We start from the raw sequence: 25214 nt of genomic DNA, 5'->3' as shown, positions 1-25214 counted from the left end.
GGGGTGGGGCCTCCGTCGCTCCGCGCCGTGCCCGGGGCGGCGGCACCTGCCAGGGGCGCGCCGGCAAGGACAGCTGGCGGCAAGGCGCAGCGGGGCATGATCGGGCCATGCCGTCTTCCGTCCGACTCCTTTCGCAGCTCTCCCGCCGTCGCCTGCTGCAAGGCGCGGCGGGCGCGGCGCTTGCCGCCCCCTTCCTTCGCTTGCATGCCCAGGGCGGCGACAGCCGGCCGCTCTTCACGCTGGGCGTGGCCTCCGGCTGTCCTACGGCCGAGGGCGTGGTGCTGTGGACCCGCCTCGCCCCCGATCCGCTGGCGGGCGGCGGCATGGGCGAGGCGCCGGTGCCCGTCGAGTGGGAACTGGCCGAGGACGAAGGCTTCGCCCGCATCGTCGCCCGCGGACGGGCCATCGCGGTGGCCGACCTGGCGCACTCGGTGCACGTCGAGGTCGCGGGCCTGGCGCCCGGCCGCGACTACTGGTACCGCTTCACGGCGCAGGGCATGCGCAGCCCCGTCGGCCGTACCCGCACCGCGCGGGCGCTGCAGGACGTGCAGCCGCTGCGGCTGGCCTTCGGCTCCTGTCAGCAGTACGAGCAGGGCTTCTACAGCGCCTACCGCGACATGGCCACGCAGGACCTGGATGCGGTGCTGCACCTGGGCGACTACATCTACGAGTCCTCCTGGGGCCGCCACCACGTGCGCCGCCACGAGGCCGGCCTGCCGCAGGACCTGGCCGGCTACCGCAACCGCTATGCCCTCTACAAGGGCGATGCGGACCTGCAGGCGGCGCATGCGGCCTTCCCATGGTTCGTCACCTGGGACGACCACGAGGTGCAGAACGACTATGCCAACGACCGCTCGCCGCAGACGCCCGATCCGGCGCAGTTCATGGCCTTGCGCGCGGCCGCCTACCAGGCCTGGTACGAGCACATGCCGGTGCCGGCCTGGATGCGCCCGCAGGGCGCGCAGGCCCGCATCCATGGCCGCTGGCAGATGGGCGGCATGGCCGAGCTCTTCGTGCTCGACGGCCGCCAGTACCGCTCGGCCCATCCCTGCGTGCCGGTGACCGGCAACAAGGGCTTCGTCGACTGCGACGAGCGCAGCGCCGCCAGCCGAAGCTACCTGGGCGCCGAGCAGGAGGCCTGGCTCTACCAGGGCCTGGCGCGCGCCCAGGGCCGCTGGACGCTGATCGCGCAGCAGACGCTGATGGCCACGGCCCCGCGCAGCCGCGGAGAGGAACGCGGCTACTGGGTCGACGGCTGGGACGGCTACGCCGCCAACCGCGAGCGCCTGTACGGCGCGCTGACGGCGCGGCCCGAGCGCAATGCGCTGGTGCTCAGTGGCGACGTGCACTGCTTCTGGGCCGCCGACCTGCAGCGTGCGGACGACGCCGCGCCGCTGGCCACCGAATTCGTGGGCGGCTCCATCAGCTCGCAGGGTCCGTCGATGGCCACGGTGGCGGCGCTGCAGGCCAACAACCCGCAGCTGCGCTGGGGCCGCGGCGACGTGCGCGGCTATGCGCTGGCCATGCTGGCGCCAGCTGAGGCGCGCGTGGAGTTCCGTTCGGTGGACGACATCCGGCGCGCCGATTCCGGCGTGAGCCGGCTGGCGCGCTTCGTGGTCGAGCACGGCTCGCCGGGCGTGCACACGGTGGCGGGCTGATGCCGCTCGGGGCCACTGCCGCTCCACGGGCGTACGACGCGCCGCGCGTGACGGCATGGGGCGCCGTGCGGCCCCAGACGGTGCTCCGTGGCCGCCCGCAACCGCCGCACGGGAAGACCCCGCCTGCCGACCCGGATTCGCCCCTCTGTCGCCGCCGTGGCCGCCGACGCTGTTAGGGTCGGCGCTTCCCGGGTTTTCCCTCATCCTTGGCCGACCGCCGGTTGCGCTTGCCGATCGGCAATGCCGGCCGGCGTCCTGCGCCCCGTTCTGTCCCGCGCCTTGCCCATGACTTCCGCCGCTTTCCTCGCCGACGCCCAATCCGAACGCACGCTGCTGCGCGCCGTGCTCGCCCTGGGCCTGGGCGGCTTCTCCATCGGCACGGGCGAGTTCGTGATCATGGGCCTGCTGCCCGAGGTGGCGCGCGACATCGGCACCAGCATTCCGCAGGCCGGCCACGCGATCAGCGCCTATGCGCTGGGCGTGGTGGTGGGCGCGCCGGTGCTGGCGGCGCTGGCCGCGGGCTGGCGCCGCCGTGTGCTGCTGATGGCGCTGATGGCCTTCTATGCCATCGGCAACATCGCCAGCGCCCTCGCGCCGGACTACCTGTCGCTGCTGGGCCTGCGGCTGTTGACCGGCCTGCCACACGGCACCTACTTCGGCGTCGCGGCGCTGGTGGCGGCGGCCCTGGCACCGCCGGGACAGCGCGCCCGGGCCGTGGGCCTGGTGATGCTGGGCCTGACCGGCGCCACGCTGGTGGGCGTGCCCATCGCGGCCTGGCTGGGCCAGCATTTCGGCTGGCGTGCGGCCTTCGTCTTCGTCGGGCTCATCGCCGCCGCGGCGGTTCTGATGATCCGCCTGTGGGTGCCCGACATGGCGGCGGCGCAGGGTGCGAGCCCCATGCGCGAGCTGGGCGCGCTGCGCCGGCGCCAGGTGTGGTTCACCCTGGGCATCGCGGCCATCGGCTTCGGCGGCATGTTCTGCGTGTTCAGCTACGTCAAGCCCACGCTGACCGAGGTGGCCGGCCTGTCGGTGGGCCGTGTGCCGCTGGTGCTGGCGCTGTTCGGCGTCGGCATGGTGGCGGGCAACCTGGTCGGCGCGCGCCTGGCCGACCGGGCGCTGATGCCGACCATCGGCGGCATCCTGGCCTATGCGGCGGTGGTGCTGGCGGCCTTCTCGGTCACGGCCCACCATCCGGTGGCGGCGTCGATCAACATCCTGCTGGTCGGCACGCTGGTGGCCATCGGCCCGGCGCTGCAGATCCGGCTGATGGACGTGGCCGGCGACGCCCAGACCCTTGCCGCGGCCTTGAACCATTCGGCCTTCAACATGGCCAATGCCTTGGGTGCGTGGCTGGGCGGCGTGGCCATCGACGCAGGGCTTGGATGGACCTCGACGGGCTGGGTGGGCGCGCTGCTGGCGTTGGCCGGGCTGGCACTGTTCGCGGCGGCCGTGGCGGATGGGCGTCGCATGTCGCGGGGTGCACGGCTGGCTTGAGTTCGTTGTCCTGGCGGGCGTTTTCTTACGCTGGCGGTTTGGTCTGCCAGACCTGATTGGGTGACGACTGGCGGGGGCGCTAACCGGCGGAGGGCGCCGGCATGCGTGCTCCCCGTGCACGCTCGCGCTGACCGGCTTGGTGCACGACACGGGTGCTCGCTCTCCACCGACGTGCTTGCCGCACTGCACGGCGCCGCGAATGGCACCTCCGCACGCACACCGGCACCCTCCGCCTCAACGCTGCGCCCGAACGGCCGGGTTCGGCCGCCCGGGTTCTCACTCCGTTCGCCCTGAGCCTGCCGAAGGGCAGAGCGGCGCGCGGCGCAAATGCCCGGCGGTGCTTGAGCCGCCTCCGTGCAACCGCTAGGGGAGGGGCTTCGACAGGCTCAGCCCGAACGGGTTGGGTTTGACTGGCCGGCATTAGCTCCTGCGCCCGAAGGGTCCAGAGCACCCCAAGACCCAACAACGCCAAAGATCCAATGGTGTCAAAGGCCCGACGGCCCAAAGGCCCAACGGCGCCAAAGACCCAGGGGGTCCTAAAAACGGGAGGGCTCGCGCGCAGCGTCGAGGCGGAGGGTGCCGGTGTGCGTGCGGAGGTGCCATTCGCGGCGCCGTGCAGTGCGGAAGGCGCGTCGGTGGAGAGCGGTCACCCGTGTGGTGAGGCAAGCCGGTCGGCGCGAGCGTGCACAGGGAGCGCGCATGCCGGCGCCCTCTGCCGGGTTACCGCCCCGACGACCTGCGAACCCAGACATTCATAGCGCCCCGACGACCTGCGAACCCAGGCATTCATAGCGCCGCGACAACTTGCGAACCCAGTGCCTTCAGATTCGCCTCTCGCTGCTTCCGCGCCCAGTGCCTTCAGATCGTCCCTAGGACTGGCAACAGCACACCCGAACTGCCCCACCCATCCGAGCGGCTCAAGCCCCCCGCCGCGCCCCCTCCATCGGCGGCGCGATCTCCTCCAGCGTGCGCCGCTCCGCATCGACGCCCCAGCGCAGCGCCGCCAGCCCCGCCGCGATCACCAGCGCTGCACCGATGCCGTAGCCGATGGCCACCGCCCCGCGACTGCCCGTCTCGATCAACGCCCCGAAAAGCCAGGGCGCCACGAAGCCACCCGCACCCGTTCCCACCGCGTAGAACAGCGCAATCGCGATGGCCCGCATCTCCAGCGGAAACACCTCGCTCACCGTCAGGTAGGCCGAGCTGGCCGCCGCAGAGGCCAGGAAGAACACCGCCGACCAGGCCAGCGCCTGCGTCGGTGCATCCAGCCAGCCCGCCATGAAGGCCAGGCCCGTCAGCGCCAGGCCCACTCCCGCGCCCGCATAGGTGAGGGCGATCATCCGCCGCCGGCCCACGCTGTCGAACAGCGGCCCCAGCAGCAGCGGCCCCAGCACATTGCCCAGCGCGAAGGGAAAAATGTAGAGCGCCACCCGCGACGCATCCACGCCATGGAAGCGCGTCAGCACCAGCGCATAGGTGAAGAAAATCGCGTTGTAGAAAAAGGCCTGCGACAGCATCAGCCCCAGCGCCACCGCGCTGCGCTGGCGGTAGTGCACCAGCAGCACGCGCGCCACCTCGCGCAGGCTGGGGCTGGGCCGGTGGCCCACCGAGGGATGTGCGGTCGGTGGCGGCAGCGGTCCGTGCTCGCGCGCCACCTGGGCCTCGATGTCGGCCAGGATCCGCTCGGCCTCGGCCGCCTGCCCATGCGCGGCCAGCCAGCGCGGACTCTCGGGCACATGGCGGCGGATCAGTACGATGGCCAGCGCCAGCAACGCACCCAGCCCGAAGCCCACCCGCCAGCCCCACACCGGGCCGAACACCCGCGGGTCGAGCACCACCAGCGCCAGCCCCGCGCCCAGCGCGGCGCCAAGCCAGAAGCTGCCGTTGATCGCCAGGTTGACCCGGCCCCGCACCCGCGCCGGTACCAGCTCGTCGATGGCGGAGTTGATGGCCGCATATTCACCGCCGATGCCCAGGCCGGTGAAGAAGCGGCAGACCGCGAAGATCGCGAAGGTGGGCGAGAAGGCCGTGGCGAAGGTCGCGGCGGCGTACACGGCCAAGGTGAGCATGAACAGCTTCTTGCGGCCGAGCCGGTCGGTCATGCGGCCGAAGACCAGCGCACCGGTCACCGCCCCCGCCACGTAGAGCGAGCCGGCCAGGCCCACCTGCGCGGCCGTCAGACCCAGGGTGTCGCTGCGCTCCAGCACGCCGCCGATGGAGCCGACCATCGTCACCTCCAGCCCGTCCAGCACCCAGGCGATGCCCAGCGCGATCACCACGCGCCAATGCCAGCGCGACCAAGGCAGTCGGTCCAGTCGTGCGGGGATGTCGGCGCCTGCAGGCGCCGAGGGAGAGGCAGAAGTGGCAAGGGTCGTCATGGCGCTCCGATCTGCGGGCCACGCTAGCGCGGCCCGGGACGCGGAGGCGTCGGCCATGGCTGACAGGCGATGTGGCGAATGGACGTAGACGGACCCGGGCGCCCGGCCGCAGCGTCGTGGCGATGACCCAAGCCCAAGACCCCTCCCAGGACGTCGCCGCGCAAGGCGCGACGCCCACCTCGTCGCCGCAGCGCGAGACGTCCCGCCAGGACAAGGCCTCGCCCGGCACGCATTACAAGGACGAGCCGGAAGTCACCCAGGAAGAATCCGTGCCCCTCGACGGCAAGGACCCCGTGGGCGAGAAGATGATGGAAAAGCTGGGCGACGAACGTCGCCAGCAGCAGGAGGATCGCCAATGAAGCGCGGGCACGACGCACTACTGGCAATGGGCGACCCGGTGCCCGTCATCGATCCGCCGCCGCCCACCCCGGTGCCGCCGTTGACCGAACCCTTCCCGCCCGGCACGGAACCGGCGCCGCCCGTGCCGCCGTCGCCCTCGCCGGAGCCGCTGCCCGCACCGTTTCCTTCGTAGCCTGCGATACGGGTCGCAAGCCCCTACGCGCGGCTTGGCGTCGTGATCGCGCCGTGCCGTGCAGTGCCGGTACCGGGCCGGCTCAGGTGGACCAGATGCGTGGCGGCGCCCCGTCCAGCCGCCACAGTTCGCGGCGCCAGTCGGTCCAGATGCCCCGCAGCAGCTGCATCGCTGGCTCGACCACCGGCGCCAGCACCCGAACGACGATCACCGAGGGCTGCGGGCTGGTGGCGCCCCCGGTCTCGCCCAGGGCGTGGCTGTCGATGCGGGTGCGTGCGATCTCCAGCAGGGCCTCGCGCCGTTCGCGAGGGATGGGCGTGCCGCTCACATGGAAGAGCGAGGCGAGGCAGCGCCGACCGGCCAGGCCCAGCGCACCGTCGAGCAACGGGGCATCGCCCGCCTCGATGCGCCCTCGCTCCAGCCAGACACCGGGCACCTCCAGGTGCTGCTGCAGGCTGCCCGCCACGAAAGGCTGGCCTGCATGGGGCAGGCCGAGGGCCGTCACGTCCCAGCCGATGAGTTCGCCGCCCGGTGCCACATCCAGGCGCAGGCGGTTGTGGGCCTGGCAGCCGCTGTAGCACAGGGCTTCCAGCGGCAGCCATTCCAGCCGCGCGCCAGCCTGCACCTGCAGGTGCGTCTGCTGTACCGCGGCTTCGCCTTCGCTGCGGTAGAAGCGGGATGCGCCCGGCGTGGTGACCAGGCCGTGGCTGCCGGCAGCGGCCATCACGCGGATCTCGAGCGTGTCGCCACCCACAAGGCCGCCGGGTGGGTGCACCAGAACGTTGTGGCAGATGGCGTCGCCTTCGGGGTAGAGGCTCTGCAGGATGCGCAGCGGACCGTCGTGGCGGAAACGCGCCACGCTTCGGCCGTCGCGCGCGGCATAGTCGATGGAGAGTCGGGCGTGCCAGGGCATCGGGGGAGTCTAAGCAGGCGGAAGGCGCGGTTTCGGCGGCGCGGGCCGCGGAGACGGCCTGCCGCCGACGACTGCGTCGCGGCATCGCAGTGCGGCGGCCGGCAACGCGTCCGGAATGAAGCCGCTCAGGTTATGCGGCCTTCCACGCCCCGACGTGCGCCGCACCGGCCTCGTCGATCAAGGCGGGGCCGAGGCAGTCGATGGCATGCGGTGAGGCGCGGAACACGTCGCGGCAAGAGAGTTCGGCATCGCGCTGGTCCGAGCGCTCGCCGCGGAATTCGCGCAGCCGCTCGGCGTCGATGCCGAACACCACGCGGCCGATGCCCGACCAGAAGATGGCGCCCGCGCACATCACGCAGGGCTCGGCCGAGGAATAGAGGGTGGCCTTGGCCAGCACCTCGCGGCCCAGGCCCAGGCCGGCGAGCTTGCGGATGGCGTTGGTCTCGGCATGGCCGGTCACGTCGCCGGTCTCGCCGCTGTTGCAGTAATCCTCGGTCAGCACGCGGTTGTCCTCGGACACGATGACGGCACCGAAGGGCCGGTTGCCGCGGCGGCGGCCGGCATGCGACCAGCCGATGGCCTTGCGCAGATAGCGGCCGTCGCGTTCGTCGAGCGCGACTTCCGTGGGAAGCAGGGAGGCAGAAGACATCAGGGAAGGCGGCGAGCAGTTGCCGCGGAACGAAGGGGGAGAGGCAGAACGAATAGTCGCCGCAGACTGCAGGAGGCATGCCAGCCGCGCCGGAAGGGGCGCGATGGGCACGGGACAGCGATTTCAATGCGCCAGGCCCGACGACGGTGGACAGCCTGCGACGATGTCGGCAGGAAGGACAGGATGGATCGGCGCGGGCTCGGGCGATCAGGCGTCGAAGTCCAGCGAACGCTCCTGTCGGTGCAGCGGTGCCTCGGGCGGCAGCGTCGACTGGCGAAGGGTGCGCAGGCCCAGCTCGGTGATGCCGAAGACGACCGCCTCGCGGGCGGAGCCCGGCCCGAAAGGCCCCACGGCCGGCACACTGGCGGTGATCAGCTGGGCGGCCTTCAGCAGCAGCACGTGGTCCACCTCGGCCGTCTGCCGGACGGCCAGCGGAAAGCGTTCGTTCTCGATGCGAGCCAGGTATTCGAGCGACATCGCCACCTCCTGTGCGAGCCGTGATTCTGTGACTTAATTCACAAATAAGTGTGACGCTGGATCAAGGCCTTGTGTCGACTGTGAGTACTTGTTCGCGACAGCGGCACGGGCCGGCACGGCCGGCCCGGCGCGCCGCCGCATCAGGCCGCGGCGGCGATGCCGTAGGTGCGGCGGTACATCTCCACCAGGTGTTCGCCGGCGGTGCAGGGCGCGAAGCGCGGCGCCTCGCCAGCGGGCACGGTGCCAGGCACCGCCTCGATGCGGGCCAGGTAGTCGGGCTCGTAGAAGAAGGGGATGGAATAGCGCGGCGCGCTGCCCGAATGCAGGTTGCGCACGCGGTGCGGGTTGGAGTGGTACAGGCCGTTGGTCCAGCGCGGGATCATGTCGCCCAGGTTGACCACGAAGCAGCCGTCGATGGGCGTGGCGGGCAGCCAGTCGCCGCCGGGCATCTGCACCTCCAGGCCGCCGTGGCCGTCCTGCGCCAGGATGGTGACGGCGCCCCAGTCGGTGTGGGCCCCGGCGCCGAAGGTGCGCTCGTCGGCGCCTTCCGGATGAGCCGGATAGCGGATCATGCGCAGCGTGACCATGGGGCTGTCGCTGGTGGCGTCGAACCAGGTCTCGGGCAGGTCGAGCGAGAGGGCCATCAGCTGCATCAGCCGGCGCGACAGGGCCAGCATGGCCTGGATGTAGGCCTCGCACTGCGCGGGCGCCTCGGGCACTTCGGCGGGCCACTGGTTGTGGCCGTAGGTCTGGTAGCCGGCGAGCACATAGGGATGGTCGGCTGGGTAGGCCATGCCGCAGTAGAAGCTTTCCTTCAGGTCGGGCCGCGCCGCCGCGTCCAGCGTCTGCGCGCCCATCAGCTCGTAGCCGCGCATCGCGGGCGACTTGTGCATCTCCAGCGCCTCGCGCGTGGACATCGGCACGTCGAGCAGCCGTCGGGCCAGGTCGAACTGCGCCTGCACCTGCGCCGCCGGCACGCCATGATGGCGCACGTAGAAGAAGCCCGAGGCCACGGCGGCGGCGCGCATCTGCGCAGCCACCTCGGCGCTGCGCGGGCTGCCCAGCGCCAGGGCATCGTGCAGGTCGATGACGGGAATGGACATGGCGGCCCTTGCTGCGTTCAGGCCTTGAGCTTGCGCTCGGCGGCGGTGGGCAGGAACCGGTCGGTCCAGATGTCGGCGACGGTGGGCGAGCTCTTCAGTCCGAAGGCGGCGACGGTCTCGTCGATGGTGGCCTGCAGGCGCTCGGGCGTGGCGGCACCCCAGCCGTGGGCGATCGTGCCCGGCGTCTTCATGCTGCCGTCGACGATCAGCTGCAGCCGCTCGTGCTCGATGGCCTCGTTGGCCAGCGGTTCGCGGGCCTTGATGGCGGCGGCGCCGGCCTTCGTGTCCGCCATGGCCTCGATCCAGCCGCGGGTGGTGGCCTTGACGAAGGCCTTCATGGCCTCGGCGTTCTCCATGCTCTTCGCGTTGGCGACCAGGCCGTTGCCGTACGACTTCATGCCGTAGTCCGAGAAGCGGAACGCCGTGATCTGCTCCGGCCCCATGCCACGCAGCTTGAGGTTGAGCAGGCCGGTGAAGTAGAAGTAGCCGGCGCCATCGAAGTCGCCCTTGACGAAGCGGGTGTCGCCGATGTCGGGTGCCACGTTCTCCCACTTCACGCTGGCCGGATCGAAGCCCTGGGCCTTGGCGAAGACGGGGAACAGCTTGCGCGAGGCATTGAAGGGCTGGCCCAGCAGCGTCTTGCCGGCCAGGTCGGTGGGCTTCTTGATGGGGCCGTCCTTGCGCACCAGGATGGCGTTGGGGTTCAGGTCGTACTGGATGGCCACGGCCTTGAGGCCGGCCGTGGGGTTGTTGACGTCGAACTCGACCATGGTCGCCAGGTCGGCCGAGGCGCAGTCGTAGGCGCCGCTGCCCACCAGGCTGATGGCGGCGGCCGAGCCGTTGCCGGTGTCGATGGCCACGTCCAGCCCGGCGTCCTTGTAGTAGCCGCGCTGCTGCGCCAGCAGGAAGCCGGCGGCCGTGGCCTCGACCTTCCAGCCCAGGTTGAACTTGAACTTCTGCAGAGAGCCCTGGGCCCGCACGAAGGGGGTGGCGGCGAGCAGGGTGGCGGCGCCCGAGGCGGCCAGGAGGGAGCGGCGGTGCAGCATGGTGCGGTCTTCGAAAGGATGCGTTGGAACGCCTCGCGGGCCGTGGGCCGGGCGCGGGGATGCCAGAGCAATTTCCGGGCGGCTCCGGGCGGGGCCGCTGAACGCTTCTACTCCTGCAAGGGTTTCAGCACGATCCATGCCGCGCGCGTCGCAACGCCTGCGCGCCCGCGCGGCCTGGGCTCGTGCACCACCCGCGCTCGCGTGTGGTGCGGCCATGGCAGCGCGCGCACCGCCCTGGTTGGTCACGCCCCGGCTTGGCGCAAGAGACCCTTGGTCGATCTCGGAAAGCGCACAAAACGCTTGCCGCGTCCCGGGGTGCGCCGCCCATAATCGCGGCCCAGAGAGTAGAAGCGTTCAGCAACGCCCGCCTGCCGTCCCGGCAGGTGTCAGCGGCCCGGGAATTGCTCTTGACGTCCTGCCCACGTGCACCGTGGCGCGGCGCGATCAGGATGCAGCAGCAGCCCCGAAGCCCGCCCTCCATGGTCTCCGACGGACGGACATCTTTCCTTCCACCCACTCACGGAGAGCCCCACCATGACCGCCATCGCCACCACCGCCCCCGACTTCACCCTTGCCGAGCTTGAAAAGGAATCGCGCATGGGCGCGATGGGCTCCGAGACCACCACCCGCGAAGTCCGCCGCATCAGCCTGGCCGACTTCGACACCCGCCGCGCCGAGATCGCCGACCAGCTGTGGGATGCCGCGGTCGACGTCGGCTTCTTCCAGCTCGTAGACCACGGCATCGACCTGGCCGACATCCGCGCCGCCTTCGCCGAGGCCGAGCGCTTCTTCGCGCTGCCCGATGCGGTGAAGGCGCAGTACCCGCTGGCCAACAACGCCGGCTGGGAGAGCAAGGCGCAGGTGCGGCCCTCCACCGGCACCGCCGATCAGAAGGAGAGCTACCAGATCACGCTGCCGCTGATGGGCCCGCTCTTTCCCACCGAGGCGGAACTGCCCGGCTTCAAGGCCGCCATGCTGGCCTTCGAGCAGAAGAGCTGGGAGATCGGCATGAAGGTGCTGTCCTGCTTCGCGCTGAAGCTGGGCTTCGACACCGAGTTCTTCACCCGCGCGCACGACAAGTCCAGCGCCGAGTACCAGAGTACGCTGCGCCTGCTGCACTACTACGCGATCCCGCCCGAGGCGCAGGCCAACCTGGACCTGTGGCGCGCCGGTGCGCACACCGACTTCGACTGCCTCACGATCCTCTACCAGCGCCAGGGTCAGGGCGGCCTGCAGGTGTGCCCGGGCAAGGAATTCGAGAAGCAGGAATGGACGTCCATCCCGCCCGACGAGGACGTCATCACCTGCAACATCGGCGACATGCTCATGCGCTGGAGCGACGACCAGCTGCCCAGCAACTTCCACCGCGTGCGCAATCCGCTGCCCGGCGAATACATGGGTCCGCGCTACAGCATCGCCTTCTTCTGCCAGGCCAACCGCGACGCGCTCATCGAGTCGCCCTCGGGCAAGTACCCGTCCATCACCGCGGGCGACTACCTCAAGCAGCGGATTGCGGCGAATTTCGGCAAGAAGTACTGAGCCTCGCCACGCAGGAGGCGGACCCGACCGTGCTCAGACGAGCACGTAGTCGGGGTACTGCCGGCAGATTTCGTCCACCGCGCTGAGCGTGCCCGACAGGTGCGTGCGCAGCGCCTGCTGGGCGGCGGCCGGGTCGCCGGCCTCGATGGCGCGCACGATGGCGCGGTGGTCGCGCAGGATCGACTCGGTCTTGCCGGCCGTGGGCAGATGCAGCCGCCGCAGCCGGTCCACATGGCCCGAGGCCTTGTTGACCAGCGTCCACAGGCCGGGCACCTCGGCGGCCTCGTACATCAGGCGGTGGAAGTCGCGGTCGGCCTCCACGAAGTCGCCATAACGCTGGGCCTTGGCGAGCGCCGACTGCTGGGTCACCGTGGCCTTCAGCCGCGCCAGCAGCTCGGGCGGCGCGCTCGTGGCCAACTGGTGCACCAACTCCAGCTCCAGCGAGCGGCGCAGGAAGTGCGCCTGCCGCGCGGCCGCGATGTCGATGCGGCTGACCAGCGTGGCGTGCTGCGGAAACACATCCACCAGCCCTTCCTCGGCCAGGCGCAGCAGGGCCTCGCGCACCGGCGTCTGGCTCACGCCGAAATGGTCGGCCAGCTCCTGGCGCGCGAGCACCGAGCCGGGGGGAAGGTCGAGCGCGAGGATCGCGCCGCGCAGCGTTTCGAGCACCTGCGGCGCGGCCAGGCGCGTGCGGTCGAGTCGGGTCTTGGACAGGGGAGCCATCAGCGCCCGGATTCTGGCATTTGACGCACTAATATATTAGTGTTTCAATGCATCTCGACCGCCGGATCGACGAACACCGGCGGCATCGGAGACACGCCCCTTCATGACCCGCCGCACCCCCGAGAGCCTGCGCAGCGCGCGCTGGTTCGCCCCCGACGACTTCCGCTCCTTCGGCCACCGCTCGCGCGTGCTGCAGATGGGCTACGGCTACGAGGACTGGATGGGCAAGCCCGTCATCGCCATCGTCAACACCTGGAGCGATGCCAACCAGTGCCACAGCCACTTCAAGCAGCGGGTGGAGGACGTCAAGCGCGGCATCCTGCAGGCCGGCGGCTGGCCGCTGGAGCTGCCGGCCATTTCACTGTCGGAGAGCATGGTCAAGCCCACCTCCATGCTCTACCGCAACTTCCTGGCGATGGAGACCGAGGAGTTGCTGCGCAGCCATCCGGTGGACGGCGCGGTGCTCATGGGCGGCTGCGACAAAACCACGCCCGGCCTGGTGATGGGCGCCACCAGCATGGGCATTCCCTTCATCTACCTGCCCGCGGGCCCCATGCTGCGCGGCAACTGGAAGGGCCGCGTGCTGGGGTCGGGCTCCGACGCCTTCAAGTACTGGGACGAGCGCCGCGCCGGCCGACTGGACGAGACCGCCTGGCGAGAGATGGAGGCCGGCATTGCCCGCAGCCACGGCACCTGCATGACCATGGGCACGGCCGCCACCATGATGGGCATCGCCGAGGCCGTGGGCCTGACGCTGCCGGGCGCCAGCAGCATTCCTGCCGCCGATGCCAACCACATCCGCATGAGTGCCGACTGCGGCCGTCGCATCGTCGAGATGGTGTGGGAAGACCTCACGCCCGCGCGCCTGCTCAGCCGCGCCAGCTTCGAGAACGGCATCGCCTGCGCCATGGCGATGGGCTGTTCGACCAACGCCATCATCCATCTGATCGCGATGTCGCGGCGCGCCGGCCATCCGGTCAGCCTGGAGGACTTCGACGCCGCCAGCCGCCGCGTGCCGGTGATCGCCAACATCCGGCCCAGCGGCGATGCCTACCTGATGGAGGACTTCTATTACGCCGGCGGCCTGCGCGCCCTGCTGGAGGCGATCCGCGGCCACCTGCAGACCGAGGCGCTCACCGTCAACGGCCGCACGCTGGGCCAGAACATCGCCGGTGCCGAGGTGCACCACGCGGACGTGATCCGGCCGCTGGACAACCCCATCTATGCCGAAGGCGCGCTGGCCGTGCTGCGCGGCAACCTGGCGCCCGACGGCGTGGTCATCAAGCCCAGTGCCTGCGCGCCGCACCTGCTACGGCACACCGGCCGTGCGCTGGTGTTCGACGACTATCCCTCACTCAAGAAAGCCGTGGACGACCCCGGGCTCGACGTCACGGGCGAGGACATCCTGGTGCTGCGCAATGCTGGCCCGCGCGGCGCCGGCATGCCGGAGTGGGGCATGTTGCCCATCCCCACCAAGCTGCTGCGCCAGGGCGTCAGCGACATGCTGCGCCTGTCGGATGCGCGCATGAGCGGCACCAGCTACGGCGGCTGCCTGCTGCATTGCTCGCCCGAGGCGGCCGTCGGCGGCCCGCTGGCGCTGGTGCAGACGGGCGACCGCATCAGCGTGGACGTGCCCGCGCGCCGCATCCACCTGCATGTGGGCGACGAGGAACTCGCGCGCCGTCGCGCCGCCTGGGCCCCGCCGCCGGCGCGCTACGAGCGCGGCTACGGCTGGATGTTCGGCCGCCACATCAAGCAGGCCCACGAGGGCTGCGACTTCGACTTCCTCGAAACCGGCTTTGGCCAGCCCGTGCCGGAGCCCGACATCTTTTGACCCCGGCCGGGCGCGTCGGCAGGCCGCCCGTGCCCCTCGCACCGAATTCCCCTTCCGACAGGAGCCCCTCGTGAAAGACCAGACCCGCGCGCTGCTGATGAAGGTCAGCACCGCCACGCTGTGCACCGCGCTGTTCAAGCGCGGGCTGCGCCACCAGACGATCCAGGACGTGCGTCCGCTGAACCCCGGCCTGCCCAACATGGTGGGCGAGGCCTTCACGCTGCGCTACATGCCGGCACGTGAGGATCGCAATCGCATCGACGTCTTCCTCGACCGCAACCATCCGCAGCGCCAGGCCGTGGAGCAGTGCCCGCCCGGTGCCGTGCTGGTGATCGACAGCCGCAAGGATGCGCGGGCCGCCTCGGCCGGCGGCATCCTGGTCGCGCGGCTGATGAAGCGCGGCGTGGCCGGCGTGGTCACCGACGGCGGCTTTCGGGACAGTCCCGACATCGCTGGCTACGACATGCCGGCCTACCACGTCCGGCCCAGCGCCCCGACCAACCTGACGCTGCACGAGGCCATCGAGATCAACGGCCCCATCGGCTGTGGCGATGCCCCGGTGTTCCCGGGCGACGTGGTGGTGGGCGATGCGGAGGGCGTGGTCGTCATCCCGGCCCACCTCGCCGACGAGATCGCGGCCGAGGCCACCGAGATGACGGCCTTCGAGGACTTCGTGCAGGAGAAGGTGATGGAGGGTCGATCCATCCTCGGCCTGTACCCGCCCACGGAAGAACAGAGCCGCATCGACTTCGCCGCCTGGCGCGCCGAGCGCGCTCGCTGAGCCGCCCAGGCCGACCCCACATACAACAACGGAGACAAGCGCATGACCATCAACCGCCGCCAGGCCCTGCAGGCCGGCATTGCCCTGACCTTGCCCGGTGTGGCCCTGGCCCAGGCCGAATGGCCCACCGCCAAGCCCATCACCTACGTGGTGCCCTTCACGCCGGGCGGCTCCACCGACATCGTCGGCCGCACCCTGGCCCAGAAGCTGGGCGAGAGCCTCAAGCAGTCGGTGGTGGTGGACAACCGCCCCGGCCAGGCCGGCGGCATCGGTGCCGCCTACGTGGCCAAGGCCGCGCCCGACGGCTACACGCTTTTCGGCGGCACCATCAGCACGCATGCCATCAATGCCAGCCTGTACCGCAAGCTGCCCTACGACCCGGTGAAGGACTTCGAGCCGGTCTGCCTCACGGCCCGCCTGCCCAACGTGCTGATCGTGAACACGCAGCTGGGCGTCAACTCGGTGGCCGAGCTGGTGGCGTTGCTGAAGAAGGACCCGTCCAAGCGCAACTTCGCGTCTTCGGGCGCGGGCACGTCCACGCACCTGGCCGGCGAGATGTTCGCCGACGCCATCGGCGTCAAGCTCACCCACGTGCCCTACAAGGGAACACCGCCGGCCATGACCGACGTGGCGGCGGGCCTCGTGCCCTTCATGTTCGACCAGGTGACGGCGGCGCTGCCGCTCGTACAGAGCGGCAAGCTCAAGCTGCTGGCCGTGACCACGGGCAGGCGCATCGCACTGCAGCCGCAGCTGCCCACCATGATCGAGGCCGGCCTGCCCGGCTTCGAGATGTCGTCCTGGCAGGCCGTTTATGCCCCCAAGGGCACGCCCAGGCCCATCGTGCAGCGCCTCAATGCGGAGATCGTGAAGGCGCTGCGCCAGCCCGACGTCAAGGACAAGCTCGAAGGCCAGCTCGCGATGGAGATCGTGGCGAGTTCGCCGGAGGAGCTGCGCGACTTCATGGCGCAGGAGATTCCGCGCTGGGCCGAGCTGGTGAAGAAGTCCGGCGCCACCGCCGACTGAAAGGGCGCGCGCCATGCAACGCAGACACCTGCTCGGCGTCCTGGGCGCCGGTGCGGCCGCCTGGGCCCTGCCGGCCGCGGCGCAGACCGCCTTTCCCAGCCGCTCGCTGACCATCGTCGTGCCCGCCTCGCCGGGCGGTGCCATCGACCTCGCCGCTCGCCTCATCGGCCAGAAGCTCTCCGAGGCCTGGGGCCAGCCGGTGGTGGTGGACAACCGCGCCGGAGCCACCGGCATCATCGGGACCGACTTCGTGGCCAAGAGCCCGCCCGACGGCCACACGCTGGCACTGGTGGCCAGCAGCCATGCCATCAACCCGAGCATGGTGCGCAAGCTGCCCTTCGACACGCTGCGCAGCTTCGAGCCCGTGGTGCTGACCCATGTGGTACCGCTGGTGCTGGTGGTGGCGCCCAGCCTGCCGGTGCGCAGCGTGCAGGAGCTGATCGCCTATGCCAGGGCGCGGCCGGGCCAGCTGGCCTTCGCCTCCAGCGGCTCGGGCGGTGCGCCGCATTTCTCGGGCGAGCTGTTCAAGAGCATGGCGGGGCTGGACCTCACGCACATTCCCTACAAGGGCAGCACGCTGGCGCATCCGGACCTGATGAGTGGCCGTGTGGCATTGATGTTCGACACGCTGGCGGCGGTCAACGCGCAGGTGAAGGCCGGCAAGCTGCGCGCCCTGGCCGTGACCACGCCGCGGCGTGTGGCCATGCTGCCCGACGTGCCCACCATGGCCGAGGCGGGCCTGCCCGGCTACGAGACCAGCACCTGGGGCGGGCTGCTGGCGCCGGCCGGCACGCCGGCGGCGGCCATTGGCCGCCTCAATACCGAAGTCAACCGCATCCTGACGCTGCCCGAGGTGCGCCAGCATTTCCAGAACGCTGGCATGGAGCCGGGCGGCGGAACGCCGCTGCAGTTCGGCGCCTTCATAGCCAGCGAGATGGCCAAGTGGGCGCTGGTGGCCCGCCAGGCCGGCATCCAGCCCGAGTGAGCACCGGCACGGCCCTTTTCGAACATCGCCCACGCGCGACCGTCCGTGCAATGCCCGACAGAACCATGACCCTCGACACCCGACCCCGCATCCTCCAGAACGGCCCGCTGCTGCCGCAGCTCGAACAGGCGTTGGCCGCCACCTATCGCCTCACCCTTCTGCAGGCGCAGCCGGACCCCGCGGCCTTCCTGGCGGCGGAGGGCGCGCAGTTCGACGGCATCGCCTGCACGGCGCGCATCGGTGCGCCGCGCGCGCTGATCGATGCGCTGCCCTCGTTGCGCGTCATCTCCAACTTCGGCGTGGGCTTCGAGACCATCGGTGTCGAGCGCGCCCGGGAGCGAGGCATTGCCGTCGGCTATACGCCCGACGTGCTCAACGACTGCGTGGCCGACACCGCCTTCGGCCTGGTGATGGACGTGGCGCGCCGCTTCAGCGCGGCCGACCGCTTCACCCGCCGGGGCGACTGGCTGCGCGGGCAGTTCCCGCTCAGCCGCCGCGTGAGCGGCAAGCGACTGGGCATCGTCGGGCTGGGCCGCATCGGCCGCGTCATCGCCCGGCGCGCCGGCGGATTCGACATGGCGGTGCGCTACCACAACCGCCGGCCGGTGGACGACGTGCCCTACGGCTACGAGCCCACGCTCGAGGGCCTCGCGCGTTGGGCCGACTTCCTGGTGGTGGCCAGCGCCGGTGGGCCGGCCACGCGCGGGCTGATCTCGGCGGCGGTGCTCGACGCGCTGGGGCCGCAGGGCTTCCTGGTCAATGTGTCGCGCGGTACGGTGGTCGACCAGGCGGCGCTGGTGCAGGCGCTGCAGCAGGGCCGCATCGCGGGCGCCGGGCTGGACGTCTTCGAGCAGGAGCCACAGGTGCCCGAGGCCCTGTTCGCCATGGACAACGTGGTGCTGCTGCCCCATGTGGCCAGCAACACGCACGAGACCCGGCAGGCCATGGCGGACCTCGTGATGGACAACCTGGCCAGCTATTTCGCGACCGGCCGGGTCCGCGTGCCGGTGCCGGGCTCGGCCTGAGGCGCAAGCGCCCTTCGACGATTTCACAGACCAACGAGGAGCAGATCCCATGGAGACAAGACCCTTCCTTCGGCGCCGCGGTGCCCTTCTGGCACTGAGCGCGCTGGCCGGCCTGGCACCGCTGGGCACGCTGGCGCAGTCCGCCTATCCCGTGCGGCCGATCACGCTGATCGTGCCCTTCTCGCCGGGCGGCGGCACCGACATCGCGGCGCGCCTGCTGGCCACGCGCCTCAGTGCCAAGCTGGGCCAGTCGGTGGTGGTGGAGAACCGCGCCGGCGCTGGCGGCCTGGTGGGTGCCGACCTGGTCGCCAAGGCCAAGCCCGACGGTTACACGCTCTTCTTCGGCAACGTGGGCACGCAGTCCATCAATCCCTGGCTCTACAAGATGCCCTACGACCCGGACAAGGCCTTCGCGCCGGTGTCGCTGTTCGCCGAGCTGCCCTTCGCGTTCGTGGTCAACACCGCGCTGCCGGCGCGCACGCCCAAGGAGCTGGTCGCACTGGCCAAGGCCTCGCCTGGCAAGTACACCTTCGCCAGCTCAGGCAACGGCGGATCGCCGCACCTCACCGGCGAGATCTTCCAGCAGGCCACGGGCATCGAGCTGCGCCATGTGCCCTACAAGGGCGGCGGGCCTGCCATGGCCGACCTGATCGCCGGCCATGTGGACATGCTCTTCGCCTCGGTGCTGGAGACCTCTGGCTACGTCAAGGCCGGCAAGCTGCGCGCGCTCGCCGTGACCAGCGCGCAGCGCTCGCCCGCCATGCCAGACGTGCCGACGCTGGCCGAACTGGGCGTGCCGAATGCCGAGTCCGGCTCGTGGACGGCCGTGATGGCGCCGGCCGGCACGCCGCCGGCCATCGTCGAGCGGCTCTCCACGGCCGTGCAGGAGGTGGCCCGCATGCCCGAGGTGAAGGAGGCGCTGGTCGCGCAAGGCGCCACGCCGCGCGGCAGCACCGCGGCCGAGCTGCAGCAGGTGATCGATGCCGACAAGGCCCGCTACGGCCAGGTGATCAAGACGCGGGGCGTGCGCATCGATTGAGGCCGATGCCGGGCGTGCGGCCGGGCTGCTGTGGGGCGCGACAAGTCAGGGCCGCCGGGCGCTCACCGGCTGCTTGGCCCAGTACACGCCGGCAAGTCGATCCAGCCGCACCGTGCCGCCGGTCGACGGCGCATGTACGAAACGCCCGCCGCCCACATAGATGCCCGCATGCGTGGGCCGGCCACGGCCGAAGAGCACGAGGTCGCCGGTGCGCAGGGCATCGACCCGCACCGGCTCGCCGAACTCGTCCAGCTGCGCCACGGTGCGCGGCGGAACGAGGCCGGCGCGGGTGCGGTAGACATAGCCGATCAGCCCGCTGCAATCGAAGCCGCCGTCGGGCGTGTTGCCGCCGTAGCGGTAGGGTGTGCCGACAAGACCCAGGGCGTGGATGGCGATGTCGCTGGCCTGATCGGGCGTGAGCGCGGGATAGTTGAAGCGGTCGGGCCGCGATGGCGCGCTGCGGCAGCCTGCCAGCAGCAGGCCCTGCACAAGCATCGCCGAGAGGAAGAGTCGCTTGCCGGGCGTCACGGCCGCGATTCTGGCGCAGGCCGCGGCGCGCCCGCTGGCCGCCGACCCTGCTGCCATCAACGCCATTGCAGCAGCAGCACCCAGGGTGCGGTGCTCATGTGACGGTCGGTGCAAGCGCTGCAGCCGGGCTGATAGCTCGCATCCAGAAGTCGGGTGCGCGGCGCGAAGGCCAGGCGCCGCCCGGTGACGCTGTCGAGCACATTGCCGCCGACGGTGTCGAAGCCGCCGTCGTCCACCTGCACGACCACGTCGCAATGCATGGGCAGGCCGCTGCCGGTGGCGCGGCGGCGCTCCAGCGCTTCGCCCAGCTCGTCCAGCGTCACGAGGTCGCGGCTGGCGGCGCGGGCATGGCAGACCAGATCGCCCACGCGGGGCGCGGTGGTGCGCAGGTCGCAGGCCCGCATCGCGCCCGCGGACGGGGCGCCGGAACCTTCCTGCATGCGCGTGTGCCAGGCATCGGCCGCATAGTCGGCATGGGCCTCGGAGAAGACGAATTCGCCCGGCTGCAGGCCGGCCTCGCGCGCGACCCAGCTGATGAAGGCGGCGGACCAGGGCGTGTCGATCACGGCGACGCGGGCCAGTGCGACGCGGATGGCGCGGCGCTCGTCGCTCTGCAGCCCGACCCCCGTGCCGGCGCCCAGGCCCTGGAGCAGGTCGGCAGACGCCATCTGCAGTGCCTGTTCCAGCAGTTCGCGTTGCGCGGGGCGCAGCGCGCCGAAGCGCACGGCCGAGGGCCAGCGGGCGTGCTCGGCCTCGTCGACGGCGGACCAGTAGCGCATCACGCGCTGCCAGGGCGCGGGCCGGGCGAAGGCGCCGCGCTCCTCGGCTTCCGCGGCGCCGCTGCGGACCAGTCGACCTTCGACATCCAGCTGCGCGCCGCCCCAGGCGGCGTGCTCGGCCTGCGCAATGCGGGCCATGGCGAGGGCGCGCGGCGGGGAAGGCTGGCCGCTCGTGGCCGCGCAGCGTTCAGGTGGAGACGATGCCGCTGCCGTGTCGCTGGCGGCGGCGCAGGGCAGGCTGGCGATCAGCACAAGGCCGGCGGCGAGACAGGGCTGCGCCCAGGTGCGCAAGCGGGATCGCGGCGCGGCGAGAGCCGATGGAGACATGGCGCGCGAGCATACGCTGCGCGGGATGCGGGATGCGGGATGCGGGATGCGGGATGCGGGATGCGGGATGCGTGCTGCGGCAGTGCGCGCGGCGCAGGCGATGTCGCACCGGCGTTGCGCGAAGCCGGGCTTGGCCCTCCTGTATCGTCCATCCGAGACGTCGACCAGCGCTTGAACGGCGCATGGACTTCGAACACAGTCGCGCAGCCGTCGTCCCGTGGATTTCGGCCACGGCCCATCGCGGTTGAGTCGGACCCTTTCTTTTCCTTCCTTCCAAATCCAGGAGCACCGAATGACCGTCACCGTTCGCCGCAACGGCAGCAGCGGCACTGCCCACACGCTGCAGATCCGCGGCCATGCCATCACCGTCGACGCCTCGGTCGCAGGCGGCGGCGCCGACGCCGGACCCGAGCCGCACGACCTCTACGACGCCGCGCTGGCCGCCTGCAAGGCGCTCACGATGCTGCTGTACGCACAGCGGCGCGGCATTCCGGTCGAGGACATCCAGGTCGACGTCGACCGCGACGCCAGCCAGGAGCGGCAGGGCACCTACCGGCTGTCGGCCCGGCTCCAGGTGGGCGGCGCGCTCAGCGATGCCCAGCGCGACGAGTTGCTGCGCGTGGCCGGCAAATGCCCGGTGCACAAGCTCATGACAGAGGTGAAGACCGAGATCGAGACAGGCTGGGCGGACGGCCCGGCTGCCTAGGGCCGGCTGACCTTAGGCAAAGGGCCGTTTCCCTTCGGGCTGCGCCGCGCCTGCTCCAGTCCCTTCGCGAAGCGGCGCGGCCCCCGTTCATCGCGCCGACAACCCTAGCCCGGCATGCGCTCGAAGGCCGTGAGCGACGGATCCACGCGGTCCCAGGTCAGGCCGCGCACGCGGTAGGTCACCGCCTGCGGCGCAAAGCGCGCGGGTTCGTCCAGGCTGCCGGCGGGCACGGCGACCAGATCGGGCATGGCGGTGAAGCGCAGGGCCACCGATGTGCCGCACAGCGGGCAGAAGGTGTGGATCTTGGTGTTTCCGCTGTCGCCCACTGTCTCCCAGTGCCGCAGTTCGCCGGTCAAGGCCAGCTCGGCGCTCGACGCGAAGGTCAGCCAGGAGCCATGGCCTGTACCGCTGCGGCGCTGGCAATCCCGGCACTGGCAGTGGTTCTGGAATACAGGCGCATGCGGCGTGCTGTAACGCACCGCGCCGCATGCACATCCGCCGGTGTAGGGCAGGTTCATAGCGCTGCCTGCTCAGGCCTGCGTGGGCTTGGCGAAGACGTCGATGCCTTCGCCAGTCTCCAGCAGAGACTTGAGGCTGGACAGCACGATCGGCCAGCCCTTCTGGATGCCGTTGGCCATGCCGCTGCCGGCCTCCAGCTCGTCATGGGTCACGGTCAGCCGCACCATGCCCTCGTACTCGACGATGTCGAAGCTCACGCGGCTGCGGCTCGTCGGATCGTTGGCCTGCGAGGCGTTGGACCAGCTGATGACCAGTCGCGTTGGCGGCGAGATTTCGAGCACCTCGCCCACCAGCTCGACGGTGCGTGCATCGTTGGCGCGCACGTGCTGCCAGGGCGACCCGGGACGCCAGTCCGAGACGTTCTCGTGGCCCCAGTAGCGCCGCGCGATGTCGGGCTGGGTAATGGCGGCGAACACCTTCTCGGGCGTCGCACGGATATAGGTCACGTAGACGAAACAGGTCTTGCTCATCCTCACTCTCCTTCAAGTTGCTTCTTCAGGTCATGCAGCAGTCCGAGACGATGGCACTCGAATTTCCGTACCCAGCGTTCGTAGACCTCGTGCAGCGGCACCGGGTTGATGAAGTGCAGCTTCTCGCGTCCGCGCCACACGGTCGTCACCAGTTGGGCAGCCTCTAGGAGGCCAAGGTGCTGCGTGGTCGACTGGCGCGCCATGTCCAGGTGCTGGCAAAGCTCGCCCAGCGTCTGCCCGTTGTCCTCGTAGAGCAGGTCCAGCAGCTTCCTGCGCGTCGGGTCGGCCAGGGCCTTGAAAACTTTGTCTTCATCCATTCGTTCTTGGGCGTGCGAGCTAATTATGCAGGCAAATGCCTGCATGTCAATCCGATCGACGCGATGCGCTGACTGCACGCCGGGCAGGGCGGCGGTCAGCCGCGGCCGGCCGCGTCAACTGCGATGAGCCCATCCAATGGCCGCTCGTCGAGCGTTGGAAGGTCTTGGATCGAATGGTGTGGCGGAGTCTTCCCCTTGGCGGGTGAACGCGGCGCAATTGTGTCCGGCGGCACCTGCGGGCAGAATATGACCGGTCGTCTTAAATCGACTCCGCCTCGTATCCGTGGCCTTTTCCGGGGCCACTCCCCCTGAACTGGAGCCTCCATGAACAACAAGGAACTGGTCCTCGCCGCCATGACGCGGCTGTTCGGCCAACGCGATCTCAGTGCCCTCGACGCCTATTGGGACTCGGGCTATGTGCAGCACAACCCGCGCATGCCCAACGGCCTGGCCTTCTTCCAGCAGGTCATCCCCAGCCTGCCGGCGGACTTCCGCTACGAGCCCGGCCTGGTGCTGGACGACGGCGAGTTCGTGTCCATCCACGGCCGCTACGTCAACTGGAGCGGCAAGACCATGATCGGCGTGGACATCTTTCGCGTGAAGGACGGCCGACTCGTCGAGCACTGGGACGTGATCCAGGAAGAGGTGCCCGCTGCGCAGACGCTGACCGGCAACGCGATGTTCCCGATCGCCTGACGAGCGGCGTCCGGCGCTCGGCGCCGGGTACCGGAACGCCTCGGTCCGGCACATGGCGCCGGGCCGTGACTGCTCCTACAGCAGCTTTTCGCTGATCAGCCGCGAGAAGAAGAAGATCTTCAGGCGGGTGGCCAGGTCCACGCCCGGTTCGTCGTCGTAGACCTGGGCCTGGCCGTCGTGGGTCTCGACCCACTGCACATGTTGATCGTCAGTCGACAGCCGCAACTGGTAGCTGCCGAGGCGCCGGAGCGTATCGATCAGCCGGATCACGTCCTCGGCCAGCGCGGGCGAATCCACCAGCAGGCCGACCTCGGTGTTCAGGCGGGATGAGCGGAAGTCCATGTTCATCGAGCCCACGAAGGTGATGCGGCGATCGATGACGAAGCCCTTGACGTGCATGCGCCCGGCGCTGGAGCCGCCCGGCCGGTGCGCGGCGGCTTCCCGGTCGAGCACCTTGGGGCTGATCTCCACCACCTGCACGCCTTCGCGCAGCAGCATGGGGCGATAGCGCGCGAAGGCCGCGCTGACGAAGGACTCGTCGGTGGCCGCGAGCGAGTTGGTCACCAGCGTGATGGCCACGCTCTTGCGCCGGCCCTCGCGGATCGCGGCCATGCCGCGCTCGCCCGGCACGAAGTAGGGCGAGACCAGCAGCAGCTCGCGCTGTGTGCGCAGGATGGCTGTCAGCGTTTGCTGGGTCACGGTGTGCGGGTCGTCGCCGTCCTCGGCCCGACCGGCGGCTTTCTCGGGGTCGTCGACCAGGACCTGCACGGTGCCGCGCAGCATCTTCATGGGGGGATGCATCAGGGCGGCGGAAACGGGGCCATAGCCGAGCAGGTCCTGCGCGGTAGCAGGCAGCGGCGGCAGCGTGTCGTGCGACCGGGCGGTCGCGGCGTCGAAGCGCGCCTGCCGCACGGCTGGCGGCTCGTCGGAGGGCAGCAGGCGGGCCAGGGCATGGACGCGCGGACTGTTCCAGTAGGCGTCGAAGCCTGCCGCCAACTCGGGCACCGCGGCGCCGGTCAGCAGCAGGTCGAAATCCGCGAAGTTGCCACTGGCGTGCTGCAGGAAATACTCGTCCGCCATGTTGCGCCCACCCACCACGGCCAGCACGCCGTCCGCCACCAGCAGCTTGTTGTGCATGCGCCGGTTGAGGCGCGAGATGTCGAGCAGCGACAGCCCCCATCGTGTCGCGTCGAGCCGCCGCCCCGCGGGAAAGGGATTGAACAGCCGCACTTCCACATTCGGTGTGGCTTCGAAGTCCGCGAGCAGTTCCTGCGTGTCGGCGGTGTAGAGGTCGTCGACCAGCACACGCACACGCACACCGCGCAGCGCCGCCTTGCGCAGGGCGCGCAGGAAGTGACGCCCGACGCCGTCGGACTGAAGGAGGTAGTACTGCACGTCGATGCTGCGCTGGGCCCGGGCGATCAAGGCCAGGCGCGCATCGAGGGCATAGGTGCTCAGTGCCAGCGGACGGAAGGCCGACTCCTGCGGCCCCAGTCCGGGTTGCGCCGCGGCGCGCGAAAGAAAGTCCTCCGGCGACGCAGGCATCGCCGCGACGGGTGGGTTGTGCGACGGCGCCAGCGCCACGCAGCCCTGCAGGAAGGCCAGCAGCGCCACGCTCGCCAACGCCGACCACCCGCGCACGCCAGCGAACATGTTCATCGGTGATCTCCTTG

The 25214-nt window shown here is 70.5% G+C and carries 25 protein-coding genes; 12 read left to right on the top strand and 13 right to left on the bottom strand.

Translation table 11 applies throughout. The features are described 5' to 3' along the window. Positions 1-107 precede the first annotated feature (107 nt). Together DFR41_RS10380 and DFR41_RS10375 are read left to right on the top strand one after the other, a co-directional pair. Positions 108-1658: an alkaline phosphatase D family protein gene (locus DFR41_RS10380; protein WP_114802628.1), complete on the top strand. Its 1551-nt coding sequence runs from the start codon at positions 108-110 to the stop codon at positions 1656-1658. Between the two features lie 285 nt (positions 1659-1943). After that, complete coding sequence (locus DFR41_RS10375) at positions 1944-3152, top strand: MFS transporter (RefSeq protein WP_114802859.1); 1209 nt, start codon at positions 1944-1946, stop codon at positions 3150-3152. Between the two features lie 917 nt (positions 3153-4069). On the opposite strand, the gene DFR41_RS10370 is transcribed toward DFR41_RS10375, so the two are convergent. Beyond that, entirely contained in the window at positions 4070-5530 is a 1461-nt protein-coding gene (locus DFR41_RS10370) for an MFS transporter (protein ID WP_043115218.1), read from the bottom strand. 122 nt (positions 5531-5652) lie between these two features. On the opposite strand from DFR41_RS10370, the gene DFR41_RS10365 reads away from it, so the two are divergent. After that, positions 5653-5889, top strand: coding sequence for a hypothetical protein (locus tag DFR41_RS10365; RefSeq protein WP_017758568.1), 237 nt, complete (start codon positions 5653-5655; stop codon positions 5887-5889). 255 nt (positions 5890-6144) lie between these two features. Here DFR41_RS10365 and DFR41_RS10360 read toward each other — a convergent pair whose 3' ends face one another. The 5 genes from DFR41_RS10360 to DFR41_RS10340 all read right to left on the bottom strand — a co-directional run bounded on the left by DFR41_RS10360 (position 6145) and on the right by DFR41_RS10340 (position 10250). Further along, entirely contained in the window at positions 6145-6975 is an 831-nt protein-coding gene (locus DFR41_RS10360; RefSeq protein ID WP_017758570.1) for an urease accessory protein UreD, read from the bottom strand. 130 nt (positions 6976-7105) lie between these two features. Continuing rightward, complete coding sequence (locus DFR41_RS10355) at positions 7106-7624, bottom strand: nucleoside deaminase (RefSeq protein WP_017758571.1); 519 nt, start codon at positions 7622-7624, stop codon at positions 7106-7108. Between the two features lie 207 nt (positions 7625-7831). Next, positions 7832-8101 carry a hypothetical protein gene (locus DFR41_RS10350; RefSeq protein ID WP_017758572.1) on the bottom strand — a complete coding sequence of 90 codons (270 nt, stop codon included), beginning with the start codon at positions 8099-8101 and terminating at the stop codon, positions 7832-7834. A 140-nt stretch (positions 8102-8241) separates the two neighbouring features. Beyond that, positions 8242-9204 carry an isopenicillin N synthase family dioxygenase gene (locus DFR41_RS10345; protein WP_114802627.1) on the bottom strand — a complete coding sequence of 321 codons (963 nt, stop codon included), beginning with the start codon at positions 9202-9204 and terminating at the stop codon, positions 8242-8244. A gap of 17 nt (positions 9205-9221) precedes the next feature. Further along, positions 9222-10250, bottom strand: coding sequence for an ABC transporter substrate-binding protein (locus DFR41_RS10340; RefSeq protein WP_244917711.1), 1029 nt, complete (start codon positions 10248-10250; stop codon positions 9222-9224). A 534-nt stretch (positions 10251-10784) separates the two neighbouring features. Here DFR41_RS10340 and DFR41_RS10335 point away from each other — a divergent pair. After that, positions 10785-11789 (top strand): isopenicillin N synthase family dioxygenase, encoded by a 1005-nt coding sequence (locus tag DFR41_RS10335; protein ID WP_114802625.1) that lies wholly within the window; start codon positions 10785-10787, stop codon positions 11787-11789. Between the two features lie 33 nt (positions 11790-11822). Here DFR41_RS10335 and DFR41_RS10330 read toward each other — a convergent pair whose 3' ends face one another. Beyond that, positions 11823-12512 carry a GntR family transcriptional regulator gene (locus DFR41_RS10330; RefSeq protein WP_114802624.1) on the bottom strand — a complete coding sequence of 230 codons (690 nt, stop codon included), beginning with the start codon at positions 12510-12512 and terminating at the stop codon, positions 11823-11825. Positions 12513-12615: 103 nt separating this feature from the next. Between DFR41_RS10330 and araD the strand changes: the two genes are divergently transcribed. From araD to DFR41_RS10300, 6 genes are all read left to right on the top strand, one after another. Continuing rightward, positions 12616-14346, top strand: a complete 1731-nt coding sequence (gene araD / locus DFR41_RS10325; RefSeq protein ID WP_114802623.1) for an L-arabinonate dehydratase — start codon at positions 12616-12618, stop codon at positions 14344-14346. A gap of 70 nt (positions 14347-14416) precedes the next feature. Then, positions 14417-15127 (top strand): ribonuclease activity regulator RraA, encoded by a 711-nt coding sequence (locus DFR41_RS10320; protein ID WP_114802622.1) that lies wholly within the window; start codon positions 14417-14419, stop codon positions 15125-15127. Positions 15128-15169: 42 nt separating this feature from the next. Next, positions 15170-16150, top strand: coding sequence for a Bug family tripartite tricarboxylate transporter substrate binding protein (locus DFR41_RS10315; protein WP_114802621.1), 981 nt, complete (start codon positions 15170-15172; stop codon positions 16148-16150). Positions 16151-16163: 13 nt separating this feature from the next. Further along, a complete protein-coding gene (locus DFR41_RS10310; RefSeq protein ID WP_114802620.1) occupies positions 16164-17135 on the top strand; it encodes a tripartite tricarboxylate transporter substrate binding protein in 972 nt (323 codons plus the stop codon). 65 nt (positions 17136-17200) lie between these two features. Then, a complete protein-coding gene (locus tag DFR41_RS10305) occupies positions 17201-18160 on the top strand; it encodes a 2-hydroxyacid dehydrogenase (RefSeq protein WP_114802619.1) in 960 nt (319 codons plus the stop codon). A 49-nt stretch (positions 18161-18209) separates the two neighbouring features. Then, positions 18210-19199: a Bug family tripartite tricarboxylate transporter substrate binding protein gene (locus DFR41_RS10300; protein WP_114802618.1), complete on the top strand. Its 990-nt coding sequence runs from the start codon at positions 18210-18212 to the stop codon at positions 19197-19199. 45 nt (positions 19200-19244) lie between these two features. On the opposite strand, the gene DFR41_RS10295 is transcribed toward DFR41_RS10300, so the two are convergent. Beyond that, the gene (locus DFR41_RS10295) at positions 19245-19694 is read right to left on the bottom strand and encodes a C40 family peptidase (protein ID WP_114802858.1); all 450 of its coding nucleotides are present in this window, start codon (positions 19692-19694) and stop codon (positions 19245-19247) included. Positions 19695-19783: 89 nt separating this feature from the next. Next, positions 19784-20644 carry a DUF2272 domain-containing protein gene (locus DFR41_RS10290; protein WP_114802617.1) on the bottom strand — a complete coding sequence of 287 codons (861 nt, stop codon included), beginning with the start codon at positions 20642-20644 and terminating at the stop codon, positions 19784-19786. Between the two features lie 481 nt (positions 20645-21125). Between DFR41_RS10290 and DFR41_RS10280 the strand changes: the two genes are divergently transcribed. Then, complete coding sequence (locus tag DFR41_RS10280; protein ID WP_114802615.1) at positions 21126-21539, top strand: OsmC family protein; 414 nt, start codon at positions 21126-21128, stop codon at positions 21537-21539. Between the two features lie 104 nt (positions 21540-21643). On the opposite strand, the gene DFR41_RS10275 is transcribed toward DFR41_RS10280, so the two are convergent. Genes DFR41_RS10275 through DFR41_RS10265 form a run of 3 tightly spaced genes read right to left on the bottom strand, consistent with a single transcriptional unit; the run spans position 21644 to position 22845 of the window. Next, on the bottom strand, positions 21644-22057 hold the full coding sequence (locus tag DFR41_RS10275) for a GFA family protein (RefSeq protein WP_017757898.1): 414 nt from the start codon (positions 22055-22057) through the stop codon (positions 21644-21646). Positions 22058-22069: 12 nt separating this feature from the next. Beyond that, on the bottom strand, positions 22070-22528 hold the full coding sequence (locus tag DFR41_RS10270; protein ID WP_114802614.1) for an SRPBCC family protein: 459 nt from the start codon (positions 22526-22528) through the stop codon (positions 22070-22072). Between the two features lie 2 nt (positions 22529-22530). Then, positions 22531-22845 (bottom strand): ArsR/SmtB family transcription factor, encoded by a 315-nt coding sequence (locus tag DFR41_RS10265; protein WP_017757900.1) that lies wholly within the window; start codon positions 22843-22845, stop codon positions 22531-22533. A gap of 324 nt (positions 22846-23169) precedes the next feature. On the opposite strand from DFR41_RS10265, the gene DFR41_RS10260 reads away from it, so the two are divergent. Next, positions 23170-23541 carry a nuclear transport factor 2 family protein gene (locus DFR41_RS10260; RefSeq protein ID WP_017757901.1) on the top strand — a complete coding sequence of 124 codons (372 nt, stop codon included), beginning with the start codon at positions 23170-23172 and terminating at the stop codon, positions 23539-23541. Between the two features lie 75 nt (positions 23542-23616). Here DFR41_RS10260 and DFR41_RS10255 read toward each other — a convergent pair whose 3' ends face one another. Further along, a complete protein-coding gene (locus DFR41_RS10255) occupies positions 23617-25200 on the bottom strand; it encodes a phospholipase D-like domain-containing protein (RefSeq protein ID WP_114802613.1) in 1584 nt (527 codons plus the stop codon). Between the last annotated feature and the right edge of the window lie 14 nt (positions 25201-25214).

The sequence above is a fragment of the Pseudacidovorax intermedius genome (assembly GCF_003350475.1).
Lineage (GTDB): Bacteria > Pseudomonadota > Gammaproteobacteria > Burkholderiales > Burkholderiaceae_C > Xenophilus > Xenophilus intermedius.
This window is presented reverse-complemented; position numbering and strand designations above follow the sequence as displayed.